Here is a 25716-nt window from a genome sequence, read left to right as displayed (position 1 = left end):
ACCTCAGGCGTAGAGACGCGCAAGAGCCGCCTGCCCGGGAGGGAGGCGGCTCTTGTGTCGTGTGCAGTGGGTGCGACTCCGGTCAGATCACGCCCTGGGCGAGCATCGCGCCCGCGACGCGCTCGAAGCCCGCGATGTTCGCCCCGGCGACATAGTCGCCGGCCACGTCGTAGCGCTCCGCGGCGTCGAACGCCGCGCGGTGGATGTCCGCCATGATCTCGCGCAGCTTGTTCTCGCTCGCGTCGAAGCTCCACCGCTGGCGAGACGCGTTCTGGCTCATCTCGAGAGCGGAGGTGGCGACGCCTCCCGCGTTCGCGGCCTTGCCCGGCGCGAAGAGGACTCCGGCGCTCTGGAACGCATCGACGGCAGCGGGGACGCAGGGCATGTTCGCGCCCTCCGAGACCGCTCGCACGCCGTTGGCGATCAGGGTCTCGGCGGCGTGGAGATCGAGTTCGTTCTGGGTCGCCGACGGCACGGCGATGTCGACCGGGACCTCCCAGACGCTGCCGCCTTCGATGAATCGGGCGCCGGGGCGACGGTGGGCGTACTCGACGATGCGCGCGCGCTCGACCTCCTTGATCTGGCGCAGCAGGTCGACGTCGATGCCGGCGTCGTCGACGACGTACCCCGACGAGTCGGATGCCGTGACGGCGGTCGCGCCGAGCTGGGATGCCTTCTGGATCGCGTAGATCGCGACGTTGCCCGAGCCCGAGACGCCGACGCGCTTGCCGTCGAGCGAGTCGCTGTGCACGCCGAGCATCTCCTGTGCGAAGAACACCGCGCCGTAGCCGGTCGCCTCGGTGCGCACCTCTGCGCCACCCCAGCCGGTGCCCTTGCCGGTGAACATGCCGGACTCGTGGCGGTTGGTGATCTTGCGGTACTGGCCGAACAGGTAGCCGATCTCGCGACCGCCGACGCCGATGTCGCCGGCGGGGACGTCGGTGTGCTCGCCGAGGTGACGGTAGAGCTCGTTCATGAACGACTGGCAGAAGCGCATGATCTCGGCATCCGACCTGCCGTGCGGGTCGAAGTCGGATCCGCCCTTGCCGCCGCCGATGCCCTGGCCGGTCAGTGCGTTCTTGAAGATCTGCTCGAACCCGAGGAACTTGATGATCGACAGGTTGACCGACGGGTGGAAGCGCAGGCCGCCCTTGTACGGTCCGAGCACCGAGGAGAACTGGATCCGGTAGCCGCGGTTGACCTGCAGACGCCCGGCATCGTCGACCCACGGCACGCGGAACAGGATCTGCCGCTCCGGCTCCACCAGACGCTCGAGGATGCCGCCGTCGACGTACTGCGGGTTGCGCGCGAGCACCGGTGCGATCGAGTTCAGCACCTCGTGCACGGCCTGCTGGAACTCGGGCTCGTGCGGGCTGCGGGCGAGCACCGTGTCGAACACGGGCTGCACGTCGTCGGCGAGCGGATGGAAGTCGACGGAAGACGGAGAGGTCACGCGAAAGAGCTTTCTGATCGGGGGATGGTGCTGCGTGCGATCGTGTCGCGTGAGGGTGCGCCGGATACGGCGAAGTTTTCACTCTAGTGGGCACGCCGAGGTGAGCACCTTCACACCGGCATGCGCTTGATCGGGGACGACGACGCGGGGGTCACCCGGTGTTCTGCAGGCCCGCCGCGACGCCGCTCACCGAGAGCAGCAGCAGTCGCCGCTGCTCGTCGTCGGCACCCGACCCGGTCGCCTCGGCCGGGTCGCGCAGTGCGCGGAGGGCGCGCAGCTGCAGCAGCGACAGGGCGTCGACGTACGGAGTGCGCAGCTGCACGGCGCGCTGCAGGATCGGCTTGTTCTCGAGCAGGCCCACGCCGCCGGTGAGACGGATGACCCACTCGCGCGTCAGCGACAGCTCGTCGAGCACGAGCTGCGCGAGATCGTCCCGATCGCCGAGGGCGAGGTACTGGCGGGCGATGCGCTCATCGGTCTTCGCGAGGCTCATGGCGACGTTGTCGATCATGGTGCGCAGCAGCGGCCAGTCGCGATAGGCCTCGGCGAGACGGGCCTCGTCGCCGACGGCGGCGAGAGCGGTTCCGAGTCCGAACCAGCCGGCGAGGTTGATGCGGGCCTGGGTCCAGGCGAAGACCCACGGGATCGCGCGCAGGTCTTCCAGCGACTCGACCGACAGCCCGCGTCGAGCCGGACGGGAGCCCAGGGCGAGCAGGCCGATCTCCTCGAGAGGGGTGACCGTGGCGAACCAGGGGGCGAAGCCCTCCGCCTTGACGAGCGAGAAGAAACGCTCGCGCGACGAGGTGTCCATGACGGCGGCGATGTCGGCGAAGCGTGCGGCGGCGTCGCTCGTGTGCTTCTCGACGGACGGCGACGAGGCGAGCAGCGTCGCCGCGGCGACCTGATCGATGTGGCGCATCGCGATGGCCGGCTCGCCGTAGCGCGCGAAGATGACCTCGCCCTGCTCGGTGAGCTTGAAGCGACCGTCGACCGAGTGCGGCGGCTGAGCGAGGATGGCCGAATTGGCGGGTCCGCCGCCTCGGCCCAGAGCACCGCCGCGACCATGGAACAGGGTCAGTTCGATGTCGGAGTCTTTGGCCCACTGCGCGATCTTCTCCTGCGCCTCGTACAGGGCGAGGTTCGCGGCGACCGGGCCGACGTCCTTCGACGAGTCGGAGTAGCCGAGCATGACCTCGAGCCGGTTGCCCGTCGCGGCGAGGCGTTCCTGGAACTCCGGGAACGTCACGGCCTCCGCGAGGATGGCGGGCGCCGCCTGCAGGTCGGCGAAGGTCTCGAACAGGGGAACGACGTCGAGCACGGGGGCGTCGTCGCCCAGCGCGTGCCTCGCGAGCGCATACACGTTCGCGAGGTCGGGCGCCGACTGAGTGAACGACACGACATAGCGGCCGGCAGCCCGCAGGCCGCGGTCGCGCTGGATCTCGGCGATCACGCGGAAGACCTCGAGCACCTCCTCGGTCTGCGCGCTGATCGCGTCGCCGCTGGAGAGCTCCGAGAGCGCCTTGCGATGCACCTGCGAGTGCTGACGCACCTCGAGCTCGGTCAGATGGAAGCCGTAGGTCTCCACCTGCCAGATGAGGTGCTGCACGCCGCCGAACCCATGGCGCTTCGCGCCCGCATCCGCCAGCGACGACTGCACCGTGCGCAGGTCGTCGAGCAGCTCCTCGGGGCGCGAGTAGCGCTGCTCCTCGCCGCGGCGGGTGGCCGCGACACGGTGGGCGAGGGCGAGCAGCACGCGGCGGTGCGGCTCACCGGGGGAGCGGGCGCCCAGCTCCTCGGCGACGCGCGGCTCAGCGGCGGCGAAGGCCTCCCACAGAGCCGTGACTCCTGCGCTCGCAGGGGTGTCCTCGGCGTCCAGCGTGAGGGCGCGGCCGATGCGCTCGAGTGCGCGCTCCAGTCCGCGCAGCACGTGGTCGGACGCGATCTGCGACGCCTCACGGGTGACGGATGCGGTCACGAACGGGTTGCCGTCGCGGTCGCCGCCGACCCAGGACCCGATGCGCACGAACGCCGGCACGACCGGAGCGCTCGAGCCGGAGTCGTCGCCGCGGAGTGCGTCGTCGATGCGCCGGTACACGTGCGGCACGGTGGTGAACAGGGTCTCGTCGAACACGCCCATGACCGTGCGCACCTCGTCGGTCGGCGAGGGCTTCTCGGCGCGGAGCGGCGCGGTGCGCCAGAGGGTGTCGATCTCCTCCAGCATCCTCCGGCGCGCGCGGTGCTCCTCAGACCCGCCCTCGCTCGCGGCGTCGTGCTGGGTGAGCAGCTCGGAGAGGCGGCGGATGCTCGACGACACCGCGCGACGGCGTGCCTCGGTCGGGTGGGCGGTGAACACCGGGTGGAAGCGCAGGCCCTCGAGACGGCGGAGCGCCTCGTCGTCACCGACCTCCGTCTTCAGACGCGCATAGGCGGTGGCGACGGTGTCGGCCGCATCCTCGCGGCCCGGCTGGCCGGCCCGCTCGCGGAGCACCCGCACGCGCTGGTGCTCCTCGGCGAGATTGACGAGGTGGAAGTAGCAGGTGAACGCCCGGGCGACCTCGTCGGCGCGCGCGATGCTGAACGACTCGGCGATCGCGGCCGCCCGATCGAAGGCGTCGGAGGTCTCTTCGTCATAGGCCTGGATCGTCGCCAGCCGCAGCCGCTCGACGTCCTCGAAGAGGTCGTCACCGCCTGCTTCGCGCAGTACCTGTCCGAGAAGGGCGCCGAGCATTCTGACATCGGTGCGCATGGCATCCGGAATGCCGCGGCCCGCTTCGAAACGGCCGATGATGCGGATGGCCGAGGTGTCAGTGGGCTCGGGGAAGGCGTGTTCGGGGGTCACCGTTCGAGAGTATCCCGGGTCGGGGTCGTGCTCTGAACGCATGACGATGTGAGACGTGCGGGGCGCTCGCAACTACCATGGGGGCGATGCGCATCTCCGCGAACCCTCTCCGTGGCCAGCAGTTCCCTGCTGTCCTGCTCCTCGTCGCGGCAGGGCTCGGCATCCTGCTGGCGAATCTTCCCTCGCATGATGCGCTCGCCGCGGTGCTCGACTTCCACATCGCCGTGCCCGGCACAGTGCTCGACCTCTCGATCGAGCACTGGGTGTCCGACGGTCTTCTCGCCGTGTTCTTCCTCGTGGTGGCGATCGAGCTGCGGCACGAGCTCACCCACGGCGAGCTCGATTCGCCCAGCAAGGCCGTGCAGCCGGCCATCGCCGCCGCCGGCGGTGTGCTGGTGCCGATCGCTGTCTATCTGCTCATCGCGGGCGACTCCGCGACCGCCACCGGCTGGCCCATCCCGACGGCGACCGACATCGCCTTCGCGCTCGGCGTGCTCGCGATGTTCGGACGGGGGCTTCCGTCGAACGTCCGCGTCTTCCTGCTCGCGCTCGCGATCCTCGACGACATCATCGGCATCATCTTCATCGCGGTCCTCTTCGCGCACGACGTGCAGTGGCTGTTCCTCGCGCTCGCCGTCGCCGCCGTCGTCGCGTTCTGGCTGCTCAGCAGACTGCTCCACGCCAAGGGGCATCCGGCGGTGGCCGTCGCGATGATCATCGTCGGCGTCGTCGCCTGGGGCCTGGTGGCCTCGTCGGGCATCCACGCCACCATCGCCGGTGTGATGCTCGGGCTCGTGATGTCGCCCGTTCCTGCCGCGCGCACCAGGCACGTGCTCGAACCGACCGTGAACGGCGCGATCCTGCCGATCTTCGCGTTCGTCGCCGCCTTCGTGGTGATCCCCGCCCTCGCACCGTCGGAGCTCTCTCCCGCCTTCTGGGGGATCGTCGTGGCGCTGCCCGTCGGAAAGATCATCGGCATCTCCCTGTTCGGGTGGCTCGCGATGCGGATCCGGCCCCGAGGCGCGGCGCCGGCCCTGCCGTTCGCCGACATCTTCGCCGCCGGCGCGCTGGGCGGCATCGGCTTCACCGTCTCGCTTCTGCTCGCCAACCTCGCCTTCGCGGCCGACGCCGGCACCCGCGATCAGGCGATCCTCGGTGTGCTCGTCGGCTCGCTCGTGGCTCTCGTGCTCTCGGGTGTGATCGTGTCACTCCGCGCCCGTACGTACCGACGACGGGGCGCCGTGACCTCGTGACCGCGAGGCGACCCGAGTGGCGTTCGAAGGAGGACCGGTGAGTGCAGAGCCCGCCCGCGACCCGCTGCGCGCCGCAGCCGAGACGATGCGCGAGGTCCGGGATCGCTGCGTCTGGTCGCAGCAGATCACCCATCGTGATCTCGTGCCGTATCTCATCGAGGAGTCGCACGAGGTGATCGACGCCGTCGAGGACGGCTCACGGGCCGACCTGCGTGAGGAGCTCGGCGACCTGCTCTGGCAGGTGCTGTTCCACGCCGCGATCGCCGCGCAGGACCCCGACGACCCGTTCGACATCGACGATGTCGCGGCCACGCTCACCGAGAAGATGGTGCGGCGGCATCCTCACGTCTTCGCGGACGAGGTCGCGACGACCCCTGAAGAGGTCCTGGTGCACTGGAACGCCGCGAAGGCGGCGGAGAAACGCGCGAGACGCAGCGTCCTCGACGGGATCCCGCGCGGTATGCCGGCGCTCGCGCTGGCACAGAAGGTCGCCGGTCGAGCCGAGGGGGCCGGCGTCGTCGTCGCCCGGACCGATGCGGACGGGGCTGGACCGGCGCCCTCCTCGGAAGCAGAGCTCGGCGACGCACTTCTCCGCCTCGTGGCGGTCGCGCGCGCCGAGGGCTGGGATGCCGAACGAGCGCTGCGCGAACGGCTCCGAGCGGTCGAGGCCGAGGTCCGCGAGGCGGAATCCGAAGCCTGAGTCCACGGCCTGGCCCGCCGACCTGGAAAGATGGAGGCGTGGCTACTGTGAACCCGCCGCGCGGAATGCGCGACATCCTCCCCGCCGACAAGGCTCGCCGCGAGCGCGTCCTCTCCGTGATCCGTGATCGTTACCGCTCGCACGGGTTCGACGAGATCGAGACCCCGGCGCTCGAGGAGTACTCGCGACTGCACGCCGGCATCGGCGGCGACAACGAGAAGCTCGCCTACAACGTGCTGCGCCGCGGCCTCGATGCGGATGCCATCCGCGACGCTGCCGACGACCAGGGCGCCCTGGCCGACCTCGGTCTGCGATACGACCTCACGGTTCCGCTCGCGCGCTTCTACGCGAGCAATCGCGCTCAGCTCCCCGGTGTGTTCCGCGCGATCCAGATCGGTCCGGTCTGGCGTGCTGAGCGACCGCAGAAGGGGCGCTACCGCCAGTTCGTGCAGTGCGACATCGACATCATCGGCGACGACTCCTCGCGCGCGGAGGCCGAGCTCATGGTCGCCTCGCTCGATGCGGTCGACGCACTGGGTCTCGAGGGCGCCACCGTGCGCATCAACGACCGCCGTGCGCTGGACTGGATGCTCGACAGCTTCGGCTTCACGGGCGACGAACGTCCCGGGGTCCTCATCACGATCGACAAGCTCGACAAGATCGGGCCCGACGGCGTCGCCGCCGAGCTGCGCGAGCGCGGTTCGGCGCCATCGGCCGTCGACGCGTTCGAAGCCTTCCTCCTGCGCCCGCAGACCATGGAGTACAACCCCTTCGGCGAACGTCAGATCCGCAAGGCGCTTCCCGACGGTGCCCCGGACGAGATCGTCGGACACCTCGTCGCGATCGGCGAGGCCGTCGCCGCCGGCCGAGGCGCGACCGACATCCCGCTGGTCTTCGACCCGTTCCTCGTGCGCGGCATGGGCTACTACACGGGCACGATCTTCGAGCTGGCCCACCCTTCGGTGTCGTACTCGCTCGGCGGCGGCGGTCGCTATGACGGCATGATCGGCCGCTTCCTCGGCCAGCAGGTCCCTGCCGTCGGGTTCTCGCTGGGCTTCGAGCGCCTCGTCGACCTCGTGACGGCGGGCGCGGATGCCGGCGAGCGCGCCGTCGTGCTCATCCACGACGCCGACGTGCCGGTCGCCGAGCTCGTCATGCACAAGGCGGGTCTCGTGGGCTCCGGGGCGCGAGTGCGGCTGGAACGGCGCACGAAGAACGTGAAAGCCCTGCTCGAGCGCTCGGCCGCCGACGGATACACGGAGTTCGCGACCGTCTCGGCGGGAACCTCGGAGCTGGAGCTCAAGCCCCTCTCCTGAGTTCGGGGGATGCCGTTCACTCGGCGTTCACGCCGTTCCGGTCGAATCGGGACATGAGCCGACCGCCGTTCGTCGCCGTCGCGGCGGTGGGTGTCGCCACCGCGGTGGCCGCCGCCGGAATCCGGGTCGTCCTCACCCGACAGGCCGCGATCGCGCGTCGACGCATCGGCAAGCCGCTCGGTGAGGAGTCGATCGACGCCGACCGCGTCTGGCGTCGTTCGCTCGACGGCATGCCGATCGATCTGCTCGTGCTCGGAGACTCGCTGGCGGCGGGCCTCGGCGCCGAGCGGCGCAAGGAGACACTGGGCGGACGACTCGCCAAGGGTCTGGCGCGACGGATGCGACGACCGGTCCATCTGCGCACGGCCGCCGTCGTCGGGTCCGAATCGCCCGACCTCGCCGCCCAGCTCGACGCGCTGCCCGAGGACTACGCCCCGCATGTCGCCGTGATCGTGGTCGGGGGCAACGATGTGACGCACCGCATCCCCGTCGCCGTCTCGACGCAGCACCTGCGGGAGGCCGTCCGACGGCTGCGTGCTCGGGGTGCGGAGGTCGTGGTCGGCACCTGTCCCGATCTCGGAGCCCTCCGCCCGGTACCGCAGCCTCTGCGGCGCCTGATGTCGAGCATGTCCCGTCGACTCGCCAGGGTACAGGCCGAGACCGCTCGTGCCGAGGGCGCGCACCCCGTCGACCTCCGCCGCGCCGTCGGCCCGATGTTCTTCGACGATCCGGAGGCGATGTTCAGCCTCGATCGCTTCCACCCGAGTCCGCTCGGCTATCGGCGCACGGCGGAGGCACTGCTCCCGGCCGCGTGTCGGGCTGCCGAGACCGCGCTCAGCTCGCGCCGTCAGACGGGGCAGCACTGAAGGACGCCGCCCAGTCGGCGACCCGCCGTGCGCTCTCCTCGTCCGAGAGGTCTTCGACCCGGGTCATCACCGACCATCGCACGCCGAACGGATCCCGGATGCTGGCGAATCGGTCTCCCGACACGAACGCCGACGGAGCCTCGCGCACGGTCGCGCCCGCGGCGACGGCACGCTCGACGACGGCGTCGACGTCCGAGACATAGAGTCCCATCGAGTAGCAGTCGTCGTCTCCCGACGGCGCAGAAACCAGATGATAGTCGGGGCTCGGCTCGCCCAGCTGCAGGTGGCCGAACCCGAAGTCGAGGTCCGCATGGGCGACGACACCGCCGAACTCCGTGACATCGATGACGCGAGCGCCGAAGACGTCCCGGTAGAACTCGATCGCCTCCCGCGCCCGGGGGACCGCGAGGAAGGGAGTGAGGGAGGTCGCGCTGTTCGGTCGGCCGTCCGTCGTGTGCTCGCCGGTCACGCCGGTCCTGCTCTCGGTGCTCATGCAGCCACAGTAGGGAGCAGTCGCGGACGCGCGCTTGAACTTGAGCGACACGATCGTGCGCCGGGGTCATAGGGTCGAGGCATGGACGTCGACGACCTCGGACCGACCGTGTCCGCCATGCGGGTCACCGTGGCGATCCTCGCCGGCGGCTAGCGATGCGTGCGACCCGCGGTGTGCTGTATCCGGCCCGGCTGCCGGACTTCCATCGTCTGCCGCCTGCGACCGCCGCGCGGGACCTCGCGGTGTGGTTCTGGATCCCCGAGTGGAGCATCGAGCCCGCTCGATCGTCTCGCCAGGAGATCGTCGGCTACCCGGCGCTGAACCTCGTCGTCGAGAACGGTGACGTGAGTCTGTCCGGGGCGACGACACGGGCTTCGCATCGCGAGCTGACCGGCGCGGGCTGGGCAGTGGGCGCCCTGCTGCGACCCGCAGCTGTCGCGGCCCTCATCGACGACCCTGCCGCACTCGTCGATTCCGAGCGGCCGGTCGTCGCTCCCGAGCTCGCGGACGGGGTCAGTGCTGCGATGGCGTCGGGGGAGGGGCATCGCGAACGCGCCGTCGCGGTGTTCTCGGAGTGGCTCGCTCGTCGGGTCGGACCCCTCGACGACAGTGCGAGGCATGCGAACGCGCTGGTCGAGGCGCTCATGGAGGAGGGCGCGGCCGACTCGGTCGAGGAGGCCGCGACCCGACTCGCGGTCTCGCTGCGCACGCTGCAGCGCCTCGCCCATCGTCACGTCGGAGTGTCGCCGGCCGCCATGATCCGGCGCCGCAGGCTGCAGGAGGCCGCGGAGCACCTGCGTCTGCACCCATCGGTCGATCTGGCGGATCTCGCCGCCGACCTGGGGTACGCGGATCACGCCCATCTCACCCGCGACTTCCGGAACGTGCTCGGAATCGCGCCCCGCGCGTACCGGGCGTCCTCCGCGCAGGACGTTCGGAGCGCTGCCGCGCCACCCTGATCAGCGCGCGAGCCGCAGCCGGATCATCCGATAGAGCACACCGACCAGCACGACCGCGGTACCCACCACCGAAGCCACCACCGGCAGCGTGTTCACGAGCACGAGGCACCCGAGCGCACCGACGACCTGCAGCACCCGCGGATAGCGGCGAGCCGCAGTGCGCTGGCGGAATGCCGCCGCATTGGCGATGAGGTAGTACAGCAGTACACCGAACGAGGAGAAGCCGATCGCGTCGCGCAGATCGGCGACGAGCACGATCATCAGGATGATGACCGCGATCGTGATCTCGGCCCGACGGGGTACGTGCCAACGCTCGTCGACCTTCGCGAGGAAGCGCGGCAGATCCTCTTCGCGGGCCATCGCCAGTGTGGTGCGACCGATGCCGGTCAGGAGGGCGAGCAGAGCTCCGAGCGAGGCGGCGGCCGCGGCCACGCGGACGACAGGAGTGAGAGCCGTCCACCCCGAGGCCGTGACGACATCGGCGAGAGGGGTGGTGCTCGTGACCGCGTCGCCGCCGAGCACGACGACGACCGTGATCGCGACGAGCGTGTAGACGACGACCGTGCCGCCGAGGGCCAGGGCGATCGCCCGGGGGATCGTCCGGGCGGGGTCGACGACCTCTTCGCCCATCGTCGCGATGCGCGCGTATCCCGCGAACGCGAAGAAGAGCAGGCCTGCGCCCTGCAGCACCCCGTACGCGGAGGCATCCGGAAGGGGAGCCGGGGCGGTAGACGAGGAACCGCCGAGGCCCACCGCGACCACCACGGCGAGTCCGAGCAGCGAGCACACGACGAGGATGCGCGTGACGAGGGCGGTTCGCGTCACGCCGAAGCAGTTGACCGCCGCGAGAGCGACGACGGCAGCGACGGCGACCGGCACCTGCCAGCCGCCCGGTGCGGCGTAGGCGGCGAAGGTCATGGCCATCGCCGCGCAGCTGGCGATCTTGCCGATCACGAAGCTCCATCCGGCGACGAATCCCCACCACGGGCCGATCTCGGCGCGGGCGTACGCGTAGGTGCCGCCGGCGACGGGATGCGCCGCGGCGAGCTGCGCCGAGGCGGTCGCGTTGCAGTAGGCGACGATCGCGGCGATCGCCAGGGCGATCAGGATGCCGCTTCCGGCGACTCCCATGGCCGGTGCCCACACGGAGAACACGCCGGCGCCGATCATCGAACCGAGACCGATCGCGACGGCGTCGACCAGTGTCAGGCGGCGGGCGAGGGGCATCCCGTCATCGTGTCACGTCCGGGTGAACGTCCGGTATCGCCGTCGCCGTCAGCTCCGAGCGGTGGTGACGCGCTGCTTCTCGCGGATGTAGACCTGTCGGCGGACTCTGGCGACGACGTCTCCGTCGCGGTCGGTGATGACGGTCTCGAACCACTCGAGCACCTTCGCACCGCCGCGCGCCCGCTCGCGGATCTCCTCGGCCCGCTCGCGGCTGACCTCGAACTCGGCCGTCAGCACCCCGCGCCCGGGCTTGACGAACTCGATCTCGCCCCGGGTGTCCCAGACGACATAGTCCCGGCCGAGCTGATGCATCACGAGCATGAAGAAGTACGGGTCCGTCATCGCGGACATCGAGCCGCCGAATGCCGTCTTCACGTAATTGCGGGTGAACACGTTGACGTGCAGCTCGACCGTGGCGTGCGTCCAGTCCTCGCTGAAGCGGCGGATGCGGATGCCGCTGAACAGATTGGGGACCCACAGGCTCATGCCCGTGGCGAGACGACGGGGAGTGATGCGCATGAGGTCAGTGTGGCCGACGGCCTGATCCGGACAAAGCTCGCTGGAGGGTTGCGACAGTTGTTATAGTTTATGTAGAACTACTAGAAGATTGGAGGACGGGATGCTGATCCGCATCGACGCCGACAGCGCTCGGCCGCTCTTCGATCAGGTCGCGGCATCCGTTCGCGCCGATGTCCTCGCCGGACGTCTCGTGCCGGGTGACCGGCTGCCTGCCGCCCGTGAACTCGCCGAGGCGCTCGAGATCAACCTGCACACCGTGCTCCGTGCCTATCAGCAGCTGCGCGACGAGGGGCTGATCGATCTGCGCCGTGGCAGGGGAGCGGTGGTGTCCGCTGCTGCATCTCCGCTCGCCGAGCTCTCACAGGACATCGCCGCGCTCGTCGCCCGCGCCGCATCCCTCGGACTCTCTTCCTCGACACTGGCCGCGCTCATCAAGGAGACCGACGCATGACCCCCGAGATCCGCCGCGCCCGCACCGCCTTCTGGTGGGTCGGGGTCATCGTCCCCGCCGCTCTGATCGTGCTCGCCGCCGTCATCGTCCTGGCGTGGCTGCCCGACATCCCCGATCCTGCGGCGATCCACTGGGGCCTCGACGGGGCCGATGGCTTCGCGCCGCGGTGGACGCCACTGGTCATGCTGATCGGCCTGGGCGGAGGGATCGTGGCGATGTTCGCGATCATCGTCCTGGTCTCGCACAGGCTGCCCCCACGGGGCTCGGGCGGGCCGCTTCCTCAGTCGCAGTGGTCGACGACCGCCCGTCTGCTCGGAGCGGCCGGCCTCGCGATGGCGGGCCTGATGTCCATGCTCGCGATCACGACGACCGGCTCCCAGCGAGGGCTCTCCGATGCGACCGAGGCGCCCGACATCACCCTCTGGGTCCCGGTCATCGTCGCGATCGCCGCCGGCCTCGGGGTGATCGGATGGTTCGCGCAGCCGAAGGTTCCCGTCGCATCCGTCGCGTCCGCGGATCCGGCGGCACCTCTGCCTCTCGCCGACCACGAGCGCGCCGTGTGGATGAAGACCGTGAACGTGGCCCGCAGTGGCCAGGTCGTCCTCGGGATCAGCGTCTTCTTCACGGTCGCCGTGAGCGTGCTGCTGCTCGCCCGGGGCATCGCCGCCGGGTGGATCGTGGCGGGCATCACTGCGGTCCTCGTCATCGTCGTGGCGACGGGTCTGTCGTTCCGGGTGCGGGCGAGCACCGCTGGCCTTCGGGTGCGCTCCGTCGCCGGATGGCCGCGTCTCGAGATCGCCGCGGCCGACATCGCCAGCGCTCGCGCGGTGCAGGTCGACCCGTTCGCCGAGTTCGGCGGCTGGGGCTACCGAATCAGCACCGACGGGCGCCGCGGATTCGTGCTGCGCACCGGCGAGGCCCTCGAGATCACCCGCACAGACGGTCGCGTGTTCGTCGTCACCGTCGACGACGCCTCCACAGCGGCATCCGTCCTCGCTTCCGCAGCATCCCGATGATCGCACCGCACATCGACACCGAACAGCACATCGACACCGAACAGCACATCGACGCCGAACAGCACATCGACACCGAACCGGGAGTCAATCCATGACCCGCATCAGAGCCGCATCCGTCGTCCTCTTCGTCGCGCTCGCGTGCGGGCTCGCCTGGCTCGTCGCCCTGCCGCTGTGGCTGGGCGACGGCCTCGCCGAGCCCAGCACCTGGTTCCTGCTGCCCGTGATGATGCTGACCCCCGCGCTCGCCGCGCTCGTGGTCACCCTCGCCCTGCGTGTGCCGGCACCGGGGGAGCGGCTCCGCTTCCTGGGCATCTGGCCCCTGCGCCCGGCCAGGCGGGTCGTCTGGCTGATGGTGGCGGGCTGGCTCGTCCCTCCGGTTCTCGTCGCGCTCGGCATCGTGGTCGCGGCGGCCTTCGGATGGGTGCAGCTCGACCCGACGTTCTCGGCGTTCTCCGCTGAGATCGCGAGGTCGCTGCCCGCCGGTGCGCCGATGCCCCCGATCGAGCTCATCGTGATCTCGCAGATCGTGATGATCCCTGTCGGCGCCCTGATCAACAGTGTGCTGGCGTTCGGCGAAGAACTCGGCTGGCGCGGGTGGCTCGTCCCGGCCCTGCGACCGCTCGGCACGTGGCCGGCACTCCTCATCAGCGGAGCGATCTGGGGCTTCTGGCACAGCCCGGTGATCCTGCTGGGCTACAACTTCGGGCGCACCGACATCACCGGCGTGCTGTTCATGATCGGCGGCTGCATGGCCTGGGGTGTGCTGCTGGGCTGGCTGCGTCTGCGCTCCGCATCCGTCTGGCCCGCCGTCCTCGCGCACGGCTCGCTGAACGCGGCCGCCGGACTCGTCCTCATCTTCGCCGCATCGCAGCCCGATCTCGCACTCGCCGGACCTCTCGGCGTCGCGGGATGGATCGTCGCGGCGGCGGTGATCGCCGCATTGGCACTCACGGGCCAGTTCCGTCGTCAGCCCGAGCTCGCGGGCGCGCCCGGGCGGCTGCTGTCCGCTCCCCGAGCCGGGAGGGGTCCGCAACCCTCTTGACGCTCTTCGGGGCTCACGGTTTGCTGAGGGCATGGAATCCACTCCCGCCGCCTGGTCGAATGCCGACGCCTATCTCGCTGATCTCCTCGTCGGTCATGATCCGCAGCTGGAGGCGGCGCTGGCCGCTCAGCACGATGCCGGTCTTCCCGAGATCGAGGTCGCGCCGGTCGGCGGCAAGCTCCTCAACCTCCTGGCCCGCATCAGCGGCGCTCGCCGCGTGCTGGAGATCGGGACGCTCGGCGGCTACTCGACGATCTGGCTCGCACGGGCGGTGGGTCCCGAGGGGCGGGTGATCACCGTCGAGGCCGAAGCGGACAACGCCGCCGTGGCCCGCGCGAGCATCGATGCCGCCGGCGTCGGAGACCGCGTCGACATCCGGATCGGCCGAGGTGCCGACGTGCTCCCCACGCTGGTCGGCGGCTTCGACCTGGTCTTCATCGACGCCGACAAGGAGTCGAACACGGTCTACCTCGACTGGGCCGCGAAGCTGGGCCGTCCCGGAACCGTGATCGTGCTCGACAACATCGGACGGGAGGGTGAGATCGTGCGCGACGATGCGACCGACCCCAAGGTCGTCGGCACCAGGGATGCACTGCGGATGCTGGGCGAGGACCCGCGCTTCGACGCCACCGCGCTGCAGACGGTCGGTGTCAAAGGCTGGGACGGCGTCGCGCTCGCTGTCGTCGTGTGAACCTCCGGCCCCGACCCGGGTGCTGAGGGCCGGGCGGGCTAGACTGGGCGCGGATCGACGACGCTCCACACACCTTTTCTCTGAGCAAGGAGCACATCAGTGGCACTGATCGAGGCTGTAGGCGCACGCGAGATTCTCGACTCGCGCGGAAACCCGACCGTTGAGGTGGAGGTGCTCCTCGACGACGGCGTAGTCCAGCGGGCAGCCGTCCCGTCGGGTGCATCCACCGGCGCATTCGAGGCGTACGAGCTGCGCGACGGCGACAAGAGCCGTTATGGCGGCAAGGGCGTGCTCAAGGCCGTCGACGCCATCATCGACGAGCTCGGACCGGCGCTCGAGGGCATCGAGGCGAGCGAGCAGCGCATCGTCGACGAGATCCTGATCGAGACCGACGGCACCGAGAACAAGCAGCGTACCGGCGCCAACGCGATCCTCGGCGTCAGCCTCGCCGTCGCGAAGGCCGCGGCCGACTCGGCCGATCTGCCCCTGTTCCGCTACCTGGGCGGCCCCAACGCGCACGTGCTGCCCGTGCCGCTCTTCAACGTGATCAACGGCGGCGAGCACGCCGACAACGGCATCGACATGCAGGAGTTCTTCCTCGCGCCGATCGGCGCCGAGACGTATTCCGAGGCGCTCCGCTGGGGTGTCGAGACCTACCACGTGCTGCGCGGCGAGCTGAAGGCCGCCGGCTACGCGACGGGCCTCGGCGACGAGGGCGGCTTCGCCCCCGACCTGCCCAGCAACCGCGAGGGTCTCGACTTCCTCGTCAAGGCGATCGAGAAGGCCGGCTTCAAGCCGGGCACCGAGATCGCGCTCGGCCTCGACGTCGCAGCGACCGAGTTCTTCAGCGACGGCGTGTACCGCCTCGACAACAAGGACTGGACCGGCCCCGAGCTGATCGAGTACTACCAGGGTCTGGTCAACGACTTCCCGATCGTCACCATCGAGGACGCCCTCGCCGAGGACGACTGGGACAACTGGAAGCTCCTCACCGACGCTCTCGGCTCGAAGGTCCAGCTCGTCGGAGACGACCTGTTCGTCACGAACCCGACGCGTCTGGCTGACGGCATCAAGCGCGGCGTCGCCAACTCGCTGCTCGTGAAGGTCAACCAGATCGGAACGCTCACCGAGACGTTCGACGCGGTCAGCCTGGCACAGCGCTCGGGTTACACCGCCATGCTGTCGCACCGCTCGGGTGAGACCGAGGACACGACGATCGCCGACCTCGTGGTCGCGACGAACGCGGGTCAGATCAAGGCGGGTGCGCCTGCTCGCAGCGAGCGCGTCGCGAAGTACAATCAGCTTCTGCGCATCGAGGAAGAGCTGGGCGACGCGGCTGTCTTCGCCGGCCGCTCCGCGTTCCCGCGCTACCAGGGCTGAACACAGCTGAGACAGACAGAAGCCGCCTGAGCGGCTCGAACGGAGGAGGAGCCGTGGCACGACGACCGGCTCCTCCTTCGGCGTCTCCGGGGTCGTCCCGGCCCGCCTCAGCGCCGCCGTCGCCCGTACGGCGGCCCGCGGGTCGGACGCCCCGGGGCGCGGCGAGCAGAGGCGCGCAGGACCGCAGGGTCGATGTGCGCGAGTGGGCCTCCGGCATCCGCCTGTCGGCCTTCTCGGTCATCATGCTGTCTCTCGTGGTCCTCGGCGCATGGGTGCTGGTGCCGACCCTCGGCACCTTCATCGATCAGAGGCAGAAGATCTCGGCTCTGGAGCAATCGATCCAGGTCTCCGAAGACCAGATCGCCGCGCTCGAGAAAGAGCGTGAACGCTGGAACGACCCGGCGTACATCACCACCCAGGCGCGTGAGCGCCTGTATTACGTCAAGCCCGGCGAAGTCGTGTACCTGATCGACAACGACCTCGACCCCGCCGCGCTTCCGCAGCAGCAGGGCCCGGTCAGCGACACGCTCGAGGAGACGCCCTCCGACTGGATGCCGCAGCTCCTGCGCACTCTCACGTCCGCCGGACTCAGCGACACGGCCGCAGTCGCCCGCTGACCTGCGCCGCCGCCGCACGGTGCGTGTGCTCCGAGCATCCTCCCGGTCGGCTCCCGTACGCTGGACGGGTGACCACGCCGCCATTCCCCGCCCCCACGACCGCCGAACTCGCCGTGGTGTCGGCCCAGTTGGGGAGAACCGCGCGCGGCGTCGTCGGCATCGCAGCCCGTTGCGTGTGCGGCAACCCCACGGTCGTCGCCACCACGCCGAGGCTGCCGGACGGAACGCCGTTCCCCACCTTCTACTACCTCACCCACCCTGCCGCGACTGCGGCCATGTCGACTCTCGAGGCCACTCAGGTCATGCCGGAGCTCGCGGCGCTCCTCGCCGAGGACGACGGGGTCGCGGCGGCCTACCTCGCGGCGCACGAGGCCTACCTCGCCGACCGTGCGCAGTTCGGCGAGGTCACTGAGATCGACGGCATCTCGGCGGGCGGCATGCCCACGCGCGTCAAGTGCCTGCACGCTCTGGCCGGTCACGCTCTCGCGGCCGGCCCCGGCGTGAACCCCATCGGCGACGTGGCGCTCGAGCGTTCGACGTGGTCTCCCGAGAAGTGCCGGTGCGACGCCCCGGGCGCGGCACTGCGCGACGTCGAGGCGTCGACCGAATGAGGCCGACGCGGGTGCTGCGCAACGGCGTCGCGGTGGCGACGATCGTGGCATCCGTCCTGCTCCTCGGCGCAGCGGCGACGCCGCCGCCAGTGCCCGATGATCCCGCCGATCCGGTGCGCGCCGCCGAATACTGGCTCGATGGCGCCGGGATCCGAGACGCCTGGCAGACCACCCGCGGCGACGGAGTGACCATCGCCGTCATCGACACCGGGATCGCCAAGGTCCCGGGAGTGTTCGACGGGGCCGTCGTCGGCGGCACGGACGTGTCCGGCACCGGGACACCCGACGGGCGCACCCCGGTGGGTGCCATCGACGGCAATCACGGCTCGTGGGTCGCATCCCTCGCCGCCGGGCGCGGCGCGGCCGACGGCAAGGGCATGATCGGCGTCGCCCCCGAGGCCGATCTGCTCTCGATCTCCGTGGGGTTCGGCGCAGCTGCCGCCGTGCCGTTCACCGAGCAGGTGGCGAAGGCGATGCGCTGGGCGGTCGATCACGGGGCGGACATCATCAACCTCTCGTTCACCACGAACACGCTGGACTGGGACAAGAGTTGGGACGACGCGTTCCTCTACGCCTTCGAGAACGACGTCGTGGTCGTGGTCGCGGCGGGCAATCGGGGGAGCGGCACCGACATCATCGGCGCCCCCGCGACGATCCCCGGCGTGCTCACGGTCGGCGGAGTCGATCAGACGGGCACGGCGAGCATCGAAGCCTCGACGCAGGGGATCACCATCGGCATCGCGGCACCCAGCGAGGGCCTGCGCGGCGTCTCGGCGGACGGCACGGTCGTGCCCTGGAGCGGCACCAGCGGTGCGGCGCCCATCGTCGCGGGCATCGCGGCCCTCGTCCGGTCCGCGCATCCCGAGCTCGATGCCGCCAACGTCATCAACCGCATCATCAAGACGGCGATCGAGGTCCCCGGCATGGCGGATCCTCCCGACCCCCTCTACGGCTACGGTCTGGTGGATGCCGAGGCGGCGATCAGCGGGGACGTGCCCAAGGTCTCCGAGAACCCCATGGGAGACCTCGCCGAGTGGGTCCGCCTGTTCCGTCGGGCGGAGACGGTCCCGCAGCCGGAACCCACCGCCGCGCCGGTCGAGGTGCCGCCTCTGCCGGATGCGGACGCGCCGACGGAAGCCGGTTCACCGCTGCTTCCCAGCGCTGAATCGCTGCGCTACGGTACCCTGCCGCTCATCGCGCTCACAGTCCCTGGTATCCTGATAGCGCTTGGCGTCACCGCAGCTGCCCGGCGCATCCGATCGGCGCGCGCACGCACGCCACATTCCTGACTCCCGAGGAGTTGTCCCCCTGTGCCTCAGAACAGCACTGTGCCCAAGATTCTGATCGTCGGTGGAGGCTATGCAGGCTTCTACACGGCGTGGAAGCTGGAGAAGCACCTTCGCAAGGGTGAAGCAGACGTCACCATGGTCGACCCGCTGCCGTACATGACGTACCAGCCGTTCCTCCCCGAGGTGGCCGCCGGCTCGATCGAAGCCCGACACTCCGTCGTCGCCCACCGCCGTCACCTCAAGCGCACGAACGTGCTCACCGCCAAGGTGACCGGAATCAACCACGCCGAGAAGGTCGCGACGATCACGCCTCCCGTGGGCGAGCCGTACGAGTTCGCGTACGACCAGATCGTGGTGACCGCGGGTGCCGTCTCGCGCACCTTCCCGATCCCGGGCATCGCAGACAACGCGATCGGCCTGAAGACGATCGAGGAGGCCGTCGCGATCCGTGACCGCCTGATGTCGAACTTCGACAAGGCGGCGTCGCTGCCTGCGGGCCCCGCGCGTGATCGCCTGCTCTCCGTCGTCGTCGTCGGCGGTGGCTTCGCCGGCATCGAGGTGTTCGCCGAGCTGCGCTCGCTCGCCTCGTCGCTGGTCAGCAAGTACCCGCAGCTGACCTTCGACGACACCCACTTCCACCTCATCGAGGCGATGGGGCGCATCATGCCCGAGGTCTCGCTGCAGACGAGCGAGTGGGTGCTCAAGGACCTCGCGAAGCGCGGCGCCAACGTGCACCTCGACACGCAGCTCACCAGCGCGGTCGACGGCAACGTCGAGCTGTCGACGGGTGAGGTCATCCCCACCGATCTGATCGTCTGGACCGCCGGTGTCATGGCGAACCCGACGGTGGTGCGCGGTGGCGACCTCCCGATCGAGGAGCGCGGCCGCATCCAGACCCGTGCAGACCTCCGTGTCGGCACCCCCGAGGCCTTCGTTCCCGGGGCCTGGGCCGCCGGTGACGTCTCTGCCGTCCCCGACCTGTCCGGTGGTGGCGTCGGCGGCTTCTGCGTGCCGAACGCCCAGCACGCCGTCCGTCAGGCGAAGCTCCTCGCGAAGAACATCGTCGCCGTGCTGCGTGGCGAGGACCCGAAGGAGTACTTCCACAAGAACCTCGGCGCCGTCGCGGGCCTCGGGCTCTACAACGGTGTCTTCCAGTCCGGCAAGATCGCCCTCAAGGGGTTCGTCGCCTGGGTCGCCCACCGTGGATACCACGGCCTCGCGATGCCCACGTGGGAGCGCAAGTTCCGCGTGGTGTGGGGCTGGTGGAACAACCTGTGGCTCGGTCGCGACCTGGTGAACCTGGAGACGGTCCAGAACCCGCGCTATGTCTTCGAGGAGTTCGCCGCTCGCCCGCGTCCGGCCGCCGATGCGCCGGCTCCCGCCGTCACGGCTCCGGCCGCGCAGGCGACCGCCGTCGACAAGGCTGCTGATGAGAAGCCCGCCGGCCAGAAGACCGGTGCCAAGAAGCCGGCCGCCAAGAAGACCGCCGAGACGGCTGCCGCCAAGTAGTCTTCTCCTCGAACGCCCCGATTCCTCCGGAGTCGGGGCGTTCGTCGTCTCCGCCGACGGGGCGTGTCTCGCACCCCGTTCATAGGCGCGCTTGCTACCGTCGGCAGCGCAAGGGGAGTACTCCCGTCTGCGGTGGTGTCGTCATTACGGATACGAGGTCGTGTCCCGGCCCACCGGCCCGTGAGGGTGGAGGAGACCTGGCGTCCGTATCCGCGGACGGCCAAGGACCCCTCACCGCACCGCTGTCGAGATCCGTGGTCGTCCACACCACGAAGGAATCGTCACCATGGGAAAACTCAACCGACTGCTCGGGATGGCCGCTCGCGCCCTCGATCTCGACGAGAGCGGATCCCGCACGGATCGCGACGGCTCGCGGGGGCAGACGCCTCCCGCGCCCGGACGGCGTCACCCGGAGAATGATCGATACTCTCCTCCGCCGGTGCACCGGACGTCGCGTGACCCGTACTCTCCGCCTCCTGCCGGTGCCGCCTCCGCCTCCCGTGCAGCCGGATCGGGGTCGGACGCCGACCGGGCCGCGATCGCACGATACGACTACCTGCTCGAGACCGCCGATCCGCACCGCGTCGAGCAGATCCATCGCGAGGCGTTCGCGCGGCTGACGCCGGCGCAGCGCGCGCAGGTGCAGGAGCGCATGAACACGGAGCTCGCGCCCGGCGAACGCCCGACCTCGTCCTCGCCGGAGGATCTCGCACGCGCGGCCGGGCGCTCCGAGGCGGCGCACCCCGGACGCATGCGCGGCATCCTGTCGCGGGTGCGCGGGTTCGGCGCTGCCGGTGCCGTCGGCGGCGCCGCCGTGGGCGCGTTGGGCATCGTGGCGGTCGGCGCCGTCGGCAGTGCCGTCGCCGCCCCCCTTCTCGAGCAGGCGGCCGGGCTCGGTGTCGACTTCGACGCGCTCGCGCAGGGTGTCGACGTCGAGGCGATCGCGAGCGGACTCGGCGGAGAGGAGCTCGCGGGAGCCGCTGAGGGTGTTCTCGGATCGGCCGGCGAGACCGTCTCGGGCCTCGGCGACACCGCGAGCGAATGGGGCCAGCGGCTCGGCGACCTGGGCATCCCCGGAATCGGCGATCTGTTCGGCCGATGAGCGGCGCGATCATGGCGGCCGCCGAGTCATCGCCGTCGGATCACGGATTCTCCGGCCTCACCGGGTTCGCCGCCGACGTCCTCACCCAGCTCGGCGACATCGGGGTGGGCGTGCTGGTATTCCTCGAGGTGCTCGTCCCGCCCATTCCGAGCGAGGTGATTCTCCCGTTCGCCGGCTACCTGAGTCAGAGCGGCGACCTCACGCTCGGCTGGCTGATCGTGTGGAGCACCCTCGCCTCATGGATCGGGGCGCTCCTGCTCTACTGGCTCGGGGCGGCCATCGGCATCGAGCGGGCCGTGCGGCTTCTCGCGGCCACCAAGCTGGTCAGCCGCGGCGATCTGGACCGGGGAGTGGCCTGGTTCCAGCGAAGCGGAGGGTGGACGGTGCTCGTGGGGCGGATGGTCCCCGGCGTCCGCAGCCTGATCTCGATCCCTGCGGGTGCCACGCGGATGAACCTGGCCCGATTCAGCGTCTACACCATCGTGGGCAGCGGCCTGTGGAACACTCTGCTCATCGGGGTGGGTGCCCTGCTGGGAACCCAGCACGAGCAGCTCGAGCACCTGCTCGGGTATCTCGACTACGCCGTGTATTCAGCGCTGGCGATCGCCGTCGGTGTGCTGGTCCTGCGCCGAATCCGTGAGGCGCGCGGGTCGGCATCCGCGAACGGACAGACCCGCGGCGCGGCAGATGGACGCGCGGACGGCTGAGAAGCGCGCTGTGCCCCCGCTGGGACTCGAACCCAGACTGAAGCGATTTTAAGTCGCCTGCCTCTGCCATTGGGCTACGGGGGCTCCATGTGACTGGCTCAGATTACACGGGTATATCGGCCGCTCCGGCGCCGCATCCCGCACGGACAGGGCGAAGGGAGACGGGCGTCCCAGCGCCCGTCTCCCTGTGATGCTGCTGAGACAGCATCGCTACCCCCGGCAACCGGCCGGGCACGGCCGGTGAGCCGCCACGAATGACGGCCTCAGTGATAGAGACGGCGACCGTGGATGTTCATTACGAGCATTGCGGCTAAAGTACCGGGATTCCGGACGTGGCCGTACGACTGCGCTGCGACTCGATCTCAGAAAGCATGAATCCGCGTCCGCGCTGGACATAGGGTGGGGGAGTGCTCGACCTCATCGCCGATATGAGCCCCGATCAGGGACGAAACGCAGTCTCCCCCGAGTGGCACGACCCGTCACGGTACTGGCCGCGCCTGTCTGCGGCGACCGGCCACCTCTCTGCTCCCGTGGCGGTGATCGACAGAGAAGCGCTCCGGCACAACGCCCTGGATCTGCTGGTCCGTGCGGGCGGACTGCCGATCCGCGTCGCCTCGAAGTCGGTGCGCGTGCGCTCGGTGCTCGACGCGGTGCTGCAGCTTCCCGGCTACCGGGGGATTCTCGCGTTCACCCTCGCCGAAGCGCTCTGGCTCGCCGAGACCCATGACGACATCGTGATCGGCTACCCGACGGTCGATCGCGCGGGACTCGCGCAGCTCTTCGAATCCGAAGAGGCGGCGCGGCGCATCACGCTCATGGTCGACGACCCGGCGCATCTCGACATCGTCGACAGCGTCGCGCCTGCCGGCCATCGCCCCGACATCCGTGTCGCGATCGACGCGGACGCCTCACTGCGATCGGCGGCGCTCGGTCATATCGGCGTCCGCAGGTCCGCGCTGTTCACTCCGGGAGAGGTGGCGGCCTTCGCACGCACGATCGTCCGCCGCCCCGGCTTCACGCTCGTCGGCCTGCAGATGTACGAGGCCCAGATCGCCGGGCAGGGCGACAACGCGGGACCGGACGCGCCGGTGATCCGTCTGATGCAGGCGCGCTCGCGGTCAGAGCTGCGAGACCGACGAGCCGCGATCGTCGGCGCACTCTCGGAGATCGCCCCTCTCGAGTTCCTCAACGGCGGAGGGACCGGCTCCCTCGAGTTCACCGGCAGCGATGAATCGCTGACCGAGGCGAGTGCCGGCAGCGGACTGCTCGGAGGGCACCTCTTCGACGGGTATCGATCCTTCCGCCCGGCACCGGCGTCCGCGTTCGCGTTCGACGTGGTGCGGCGGCCGGCCGCCGACATCGCGACCGTGCTCGGTGGCGGATGGATCGCCTCGGGCCCCGCCGTGGCGTCGCGACAGCCGTCGCCTGTCTGGCCGCAGGGATTGCGCACTCTGTCGCGCGAGGCCGCGGGCGAGGTGCAGACACCGCTGCAGGGGCGAGAGGCCCAGCACCTCGGAGTGGGCGATCGGGTCTGGTTCCGCCACGCGAAGAGCGGCGAGCCTGCCGAGCGCATCGACAGCTACCAGCTCGTCTCCGGCGACGAGATCGTCGACGAGCTTCCCACGTATCGCGGCGAGGGGAAGGCGTTCCTGTGACCCGGATCGGCGGAACCTGGCAGAACTGGGGGCGGTCGGCGCAGGTGAAGCCGCTCCGCGTCGAGCGCCCGCGCACGCCGGAAGGCGTGCAGCGCGCCGTCCGGGCAGCTGTGTCGCAAGGTCTCACCGTGAAGGCGGTCGGAGCGGGGCACAGCTTCACGGGCATCGCCGTCGCCCCCGGAGTGCTCCTGGAACTCGACGACATGCAAGGACTCGTATCGGCCGACGCGTCCACCGGCCGCGCGACTCTGCTCGCGGGAACCCGGCTGCACCGCATCCCCTCACTGCTTGCGCCGTTCGGTCTCGCCATGGAGAACCTCGGCGACATCGACCGTCAGTCCATCTCCGGCGCGATCTCGACCGGGACCCATGGGACCGGGTCCGGGTTCGGAGGACTCGCCACACAGGTCGTCGCGGCGACCATGGTGACCGCAGCCGGCGAGTTCCTGAGAGTGGACGAGAGGCAGAACACCGATCTGCTGCCCGCGGTCACTCTGGGGCTCGGCGCACTCGGGATCCTGGTCGACATCACGCTGCAGTGCGTGCCGAACCTCCTCATGGAGGCAGTCGACGAGCCAGCGCCTCTCGACGACGTTCTCGAGACCCTGCACAGTCGGGTCGAGGAATCGGACCATTTCGAGTTCTACTGGTTCCCGCACACGGACATCGCTCTGACCAAGAGACAGACCAGACTGCCGGAGTCGACTCGGCGGCAGCCTCTCCCCGTCGTAGGGCGCTGGATCGATGAGACCCTGCTCTCGAACGGCGTGTACCGGGCGGTATGCGCCGCCGGGCAGGTGGCGCCCGTCATCACTCCGCCGTTCAACAGGCTCGCGGTGAAGCTCACGGGCGACCGGCGCTACACCGAGCTGTCGCACCGCGTCCTGACACAGAGCCGCACGGTGCGGTTCCGCGAGATGGAGTACGCGCTGCCCGTCGAGAACGTCGTGCCGGCCTTCCGCGCTGTGCGCGAGCTCATCGAGCGACGAGGATGGCGCATCGAATTCCCGATCGAGGTGCGCTTCGCGGCGGGCGACGACAGGTGGCTGTCGACGGCGTACGGCAGGGCCACGGGGTACATCGCGGTCCACCGCTACTGGCGCGCCGATCCTTCGGTGTACTTCGAGGCCGTGGAGCAGATCATGCTCGAGCACGGCGGACGCCCCCACTGGGGCAAGCTGCACACGCTCACCGCCGAGCAGCTGCGAGAGCGCTATCCGCGGTTCGACGACTTCACCGCCGTGCGCGACCGGCTCGACCCGGATCGCCGATTCACGAACCGATACCTGGATCGCGTTCTCGGCGCATGACGGGGCTGCAGCTGACCGTCGCACACCCAGTCGACGCGCAGGCTGCGCCGATAGGATGAGACAAACACGAGGAAGGGTGGGCCTCTGATGGAATGGCTCGTGCCGGTACTGATCGTCGTCGGTGTGATTCTGCTCATCGGAATCTACCTCTGGGCGACCTACAACTCGCTGGTGCAGCTCAACGTCCGCGTCGACGAGGCCTGGAGCGGCATCACGGTTCAGCTGAAGCGCAGAGCGGATCTGATACCCAACCTCATCGAGACGGTGAAGGGCTACGCCTCGCACGAGAAGGCGGTGTTCGAGAACGTCACGCGTGCGCGAGCGGAGACGCTGTCTGCCGGCAGCCCCGGCGAGGCGGGCATCGCCGAAGGTCATCTGCAGCAGGCGCTCCGCAGCCTGTTCGCGGTCGCCGAGGCCTATCCGCAGCTGCAGGCGAGCCAGAACTTCCTTCAGGTGCAGCAGGCCCTCGTCGACACCGAGGACAAGATCCAGGCTGCGCGCCGCTTCTACAACGGCGGGGTCCGCGAGCTGAACACCAAGATCAAGGTCTTCCCCAACAATCTCTTCGCCAAGGGACTCGGATTCACCGAGCGCGAGTTCTTCGAGGTCGCCGACAGCGGCGCGATCTCCGAGCCGCCACGCGTGCAGTTCTGATGTGTCACAAGGCCCGATGCGCACCAGCGCATCGGGCCTTCTGCATGTCCGGCCGCC

General features: G+C 69.8%; 24 protein-coding genes and 1 tRNA gene. 19 read left to right on the top strand and 6 right to left on the bottom strand.

Annotated elements, in window-relative coordinates:
• Positions 1–82 precede the first annotated feature (82 nt).
• Positions 83–1453: an NADP-specific glutamate dehydrogenase gene (gdhA, locus tag ACZZZQ_RS02115; protein ID WP_056277909.1), complete on the bottom strand. Its 1371-nt coding sequence runs from the start codon at positions 1451–1453 to the stop codon at positions 83–85.
• 151 nt (positions 1454–1604) lie between these two features.
• Positions 1605–4292, bottom strand: coding sequence for a phosphoenolpyruvate carboxylase (locus ACZZZQ_RS02110; protein WP_463506783.1), 2688 nt, complete (start codon positions 4290–4292; stop codon positions 1605–1607).
• An 86-nt stretch (positions 4293–4378) separates the two neighbouring features.
• Here ACZZZQ_RS02110 and ACZZZQ_RS02105 point away from each other — a divergent pair, with 86 nt between their 5' ends.
• From ACZZZQ_RS02105 to ACZZZQ_RS02090, 4 genes are all read left to right on the top strand, one after another.
• Positions 4379–5545: a Na+/H+ antiporter NhaA gene (locus ACZZZQ_RS02105; RefSeq protein ID WP_187249349.1), complete on the top strand. Its 1167-nt coding sequence runs from the start codon at positions 4379–4381 to the stop codon at positions 5543–5545.
• A gap of 85 nt (positions 5546–5630) precedes the next feature.
• Positions 5631–6245, top strand: a complete 615-nt coding sequence (locus ACZZZQ_RS02100) for a nucleoside triphosphate pyrophosphohydrolase (protein ID WP_053099038.1) — start codon at positions 5631–5633, stop codon at positions 6243–6245.
• A gap of 65 nt (positions 6246–6310) precedes the next feature.
• Positions 6311–7561 carry a histidine--tRNA ligase gene (locus ACZZZQ_RS02095; protein ID WP_463508081.1) on the top strand — a complete coding sequence of 417 codons (1251 nt, stop codon included), beginning with the start codon at positions 6311–6313 and terminating at the stop codon, positions 7559–7561.
• A gap of 53 nt (positions 7562–7614) precedes the next feature.
• Complete coding sequence (locus ACZZZQ_RS02090) at positions 7615–8427, top strand: SGNH/GDSL hydrolase family protein (protein WP_320491275.1); 813 nt, start codon at positions 7615–7617, stop codon at positions 8425–8427.
• Here ACZZZQ_RS02090 and ACZZZQ_RS02085 read toward each other — a convergent pair.
• A complete protein-coding gene (locus ACZZZQ_RS02085; RefSeq protein ID WP_463506782.1) occupies positions 8396–8920 on the bottom strand; it encodes a VOC family protein in 525 nt (174 codons plus the stop codon). The two genes, ACZZZQ_RS02090 and ACZZZQ_RS02085, sit on opposite strands and share 32 nt — an antisense overlap.
• Before the next feature lie 155 nt (positions 8921–9075).
• Between ACZZZQ_RS02085 and ACZZZQ_RS02080 the strand changes: the two genes are divergently transcribed.
• A complete protein-coding gene (locus tag ACZZZQ_RS02080) occupies positions 9076–9879 on the top strand; it encodes an AraC family transcriptional regulator (RefSeq protein ID WP_463506781.1) in 804 nt (267 codons plus the stop codon).
• On the opposite strand, the gene ACZZZQ_RS02075 is transcribed toward ACZZZQ_RS02080, so the two are convergent.
• A complete protein-coding gene (locus ACZZZQ_RS02075; RefSeq protein ID WP_463506780.1) occupies positions 9880–11106 on the bottom strand; it encodes an APC family permease in 1227 nt (408 codons plus the stop codon).
• A 48-nt stretch (positions 11107–11154) separates the two neighbouring features.
• Complete coding sequence (locus tag ACZZZQ_RS02070; RefSeq protein WP_463506779.1) at positions 11155–11625, bottom strand: PaaI family thioesterase; 471 nt, start codon at positions 11623–11625, stop codon at positions 11155–11157.
• Between the two features lie 100 nt (positions 11626–11725).
• Between ACZZZQ_RS02070 and ACZZZQ_RS02065 the strand changes: the two genes are divergently transcribed.
• The 11 genes from ACZZZQ_RS02065 (at position 11726) to ACZZZQ_RS02015 (ending at position 22040) form a co-directional block, all read left to right on the top strand.
• Complete coding sequence (locus ACZZZQ_RS02065; RefSeq protein WP_072590965.1) at positions 11726–12076, top strand: GntR family transcriptional regulator; 351 nt, start codon at positions 11726–11728, stop codon at positions 12074–12076.
• Positions 12073–13092, top strand: coding sequence for a DUF1648 domain-containing protein (locus ACZZZQ_RS02060; protein WP_463506778.1), 1020 nt, complete (start codon positions 12073–12075; stop codon positions 13090–13092). Before ACZZZQ_RS02065 ends, ACZZZQ_RS02060 begins: the two co-directional genes overlap by 4 nt.
• Before the next feature lie 91 nt (positions 13093–13183).
• Positions 13184–14134 (top strand): CPBP family intramembrane glutamic endopeptidase, encoded by a 951-nt coding sequence (locus ACZZZQ_RS02055; protein ID WP_447647897.1) that lies wholly within the window; start codon positions 13184–13186, stop codon positions 14132–14134.
• Positions 14135–14165: 31 nt separating this feature from the next.
• Positions 14166–14825 (top strand): O-methyltransferase, encoded by a 660-nt coding sequence (locus ACZZZQ_RS02050; protein WP_072590968.1) that lies wholly within the window; start codon positions 14166–14168, stop codon positions 14823–14825.
• A 99-nt stretch (positions 14826–14924) separates the two neighbouring features.
• Positions 14925–16205 carry a phosphopyruvate hydratase gene (eno, locus tag ACZZZQ_RS02045; RefSeq protein ID WP_053095504.1) on the top strand — a complete coding sequence of 427 codons (1281 nt, stop codon included), beginning with the start codon at positions 14925–14927 and terminating at the stop codon, positions 16203–16205.
• A 194-nt stretch (positions 16206–16399) separates the two neighbouring features.
• On the top strand, positions 16400–16822 hold the full coding sequence (locus ACZZZQ_RS02040) for an FtsB family cell division protein (protein ID WP_285363096.1): 423 nt from the start codon (positions 16400–16402) through the stop codon (positions 16820–16822).
• Between the two features lie 68 nt (positions 16823–16890).
• Positions 16891–17433: a DUF501 domain-containing protein gene (locus ACZZZQ_RS02035; protein WP_053095505.1), complete on the top strand. Its 543-nt coding sequence runs from the start codon at positions 16891–16893 to the stop codon at positions 17431–17433.
• Positions 17430–18722: a S8 family serine peptidase gene (locus ACZZZQ_RS02030; RefSeq protein ID WP_463506777.1), complete on the top strand. Its 1293-nt coding sequence runs from the start codon at positions 17430–17432 to the stop codon at positions 18720–18722. The genes ACZZZQ_RS02035 and ACZZZQ_RS02030 overlap by 4 nt, the downstream gene beginning before the upstream one ends.
• Before the next feature lie 39 nt (positions 18723–18761).
• A complete protein-coding gene (locus tag ACZZZQ_RS02025) occupies positions 18762–20231 on the top strand; it encodes an NAD(P)/FAD-dependent oxidoreductase (RefSeq protein WP_053099042.1) in 1470 nt (489 codons plus the stop codon).
• Positions 20232–20517: 286 nt separating this feature from the next.
• Complete coding sequence (locus tag ACZZZQ_RS02020) at positions 20518–21333, top strand: hypothetical protein (RefSeq protein ID WP_053095507.1); 816 nt, start codon at positions 20518–20520, stop codon at positions 21331–21333.
• The gene (locus ACZZZQ_RS02015; protein ID WP_056277947.1) at positions 21330–22040 is read left to right on the top strand and encodes a DedA family protein; all 711 of its coding nucleotides are present in this window, start codon (positions 21330–21332) and stop codon (positions 22038–22040) included. Before ACZZZQ_RS02020 ends, ACZZZQ_RS02015 begins: the two co-directional genes overlap by 4 nt.
• 11 nt (positions 22041–22051) lie before the next feature.
• Here ACZZZQ_RS02015 and ACZZZQ_RS02010 read toward each other — a convergent pair.
• Positions 22052–22124: transfer RNA gene (locus ACZZZQ_RS02010), tRNA-Leu, on the bottom strand.
• A 323-nt stretch (positions 22125–22447) separates the two neighbouring features.
• Between ACZZZQ_RS02010 and ACZZZQ_RS02005 the strand changes: the two genes are divergently transcribed.
• The 3 genes from ACZZZQ_RS02005 (at position 22448) to ACZZZQ_RS01995 (ending at position 25659) form a co-directional block, all read left to right on the top strand.
• Positions 22448–23695 (top strand): alanine racemase, encoded by a 1248-nt coding sequence (locus ACZZZQ_RS02005; protein ID WP_072590972.1) that lies wholly within the window; start codon positions 22448–22450, stop codon positions 23693–23695.
• Positions 23692–25005 (top strand): D-arabinono-1,4-lactone oxidase, encoded by a 1314-nt coding sequence (locus tag ACZZZQ_RS02000; RefSeq protein ID WP_372984291.1) that lies wholly within the window; start codon positions 23692–23694, stop codon positions 25003–25005. Before ACZZZQ_RS02005 ends, ACZZZQ_RS02000 begins: the two co-directional genes overlap by 4 nt.
• A gap of 87 nt (positions 25006–25092) precedes the next feature.
• Entirely contained in the window at positions 25093–25659 is a 567-nt protein-coding gene (locus tag ACZZZQ_RS01995) for a LemA family protein (RefSeq protein ID WP_042542063.1), read from the top strand.
• Positions 25660–25716: the final 57 nt, after the last annotated feature.

Source organism: Microbacterium sp. AC132, assembly GCF_979258525.1.
Note: the sequence above shows the minus strand (reverse complement) of the source record. Positions and strands in the feature narration are given on the sequence as shown.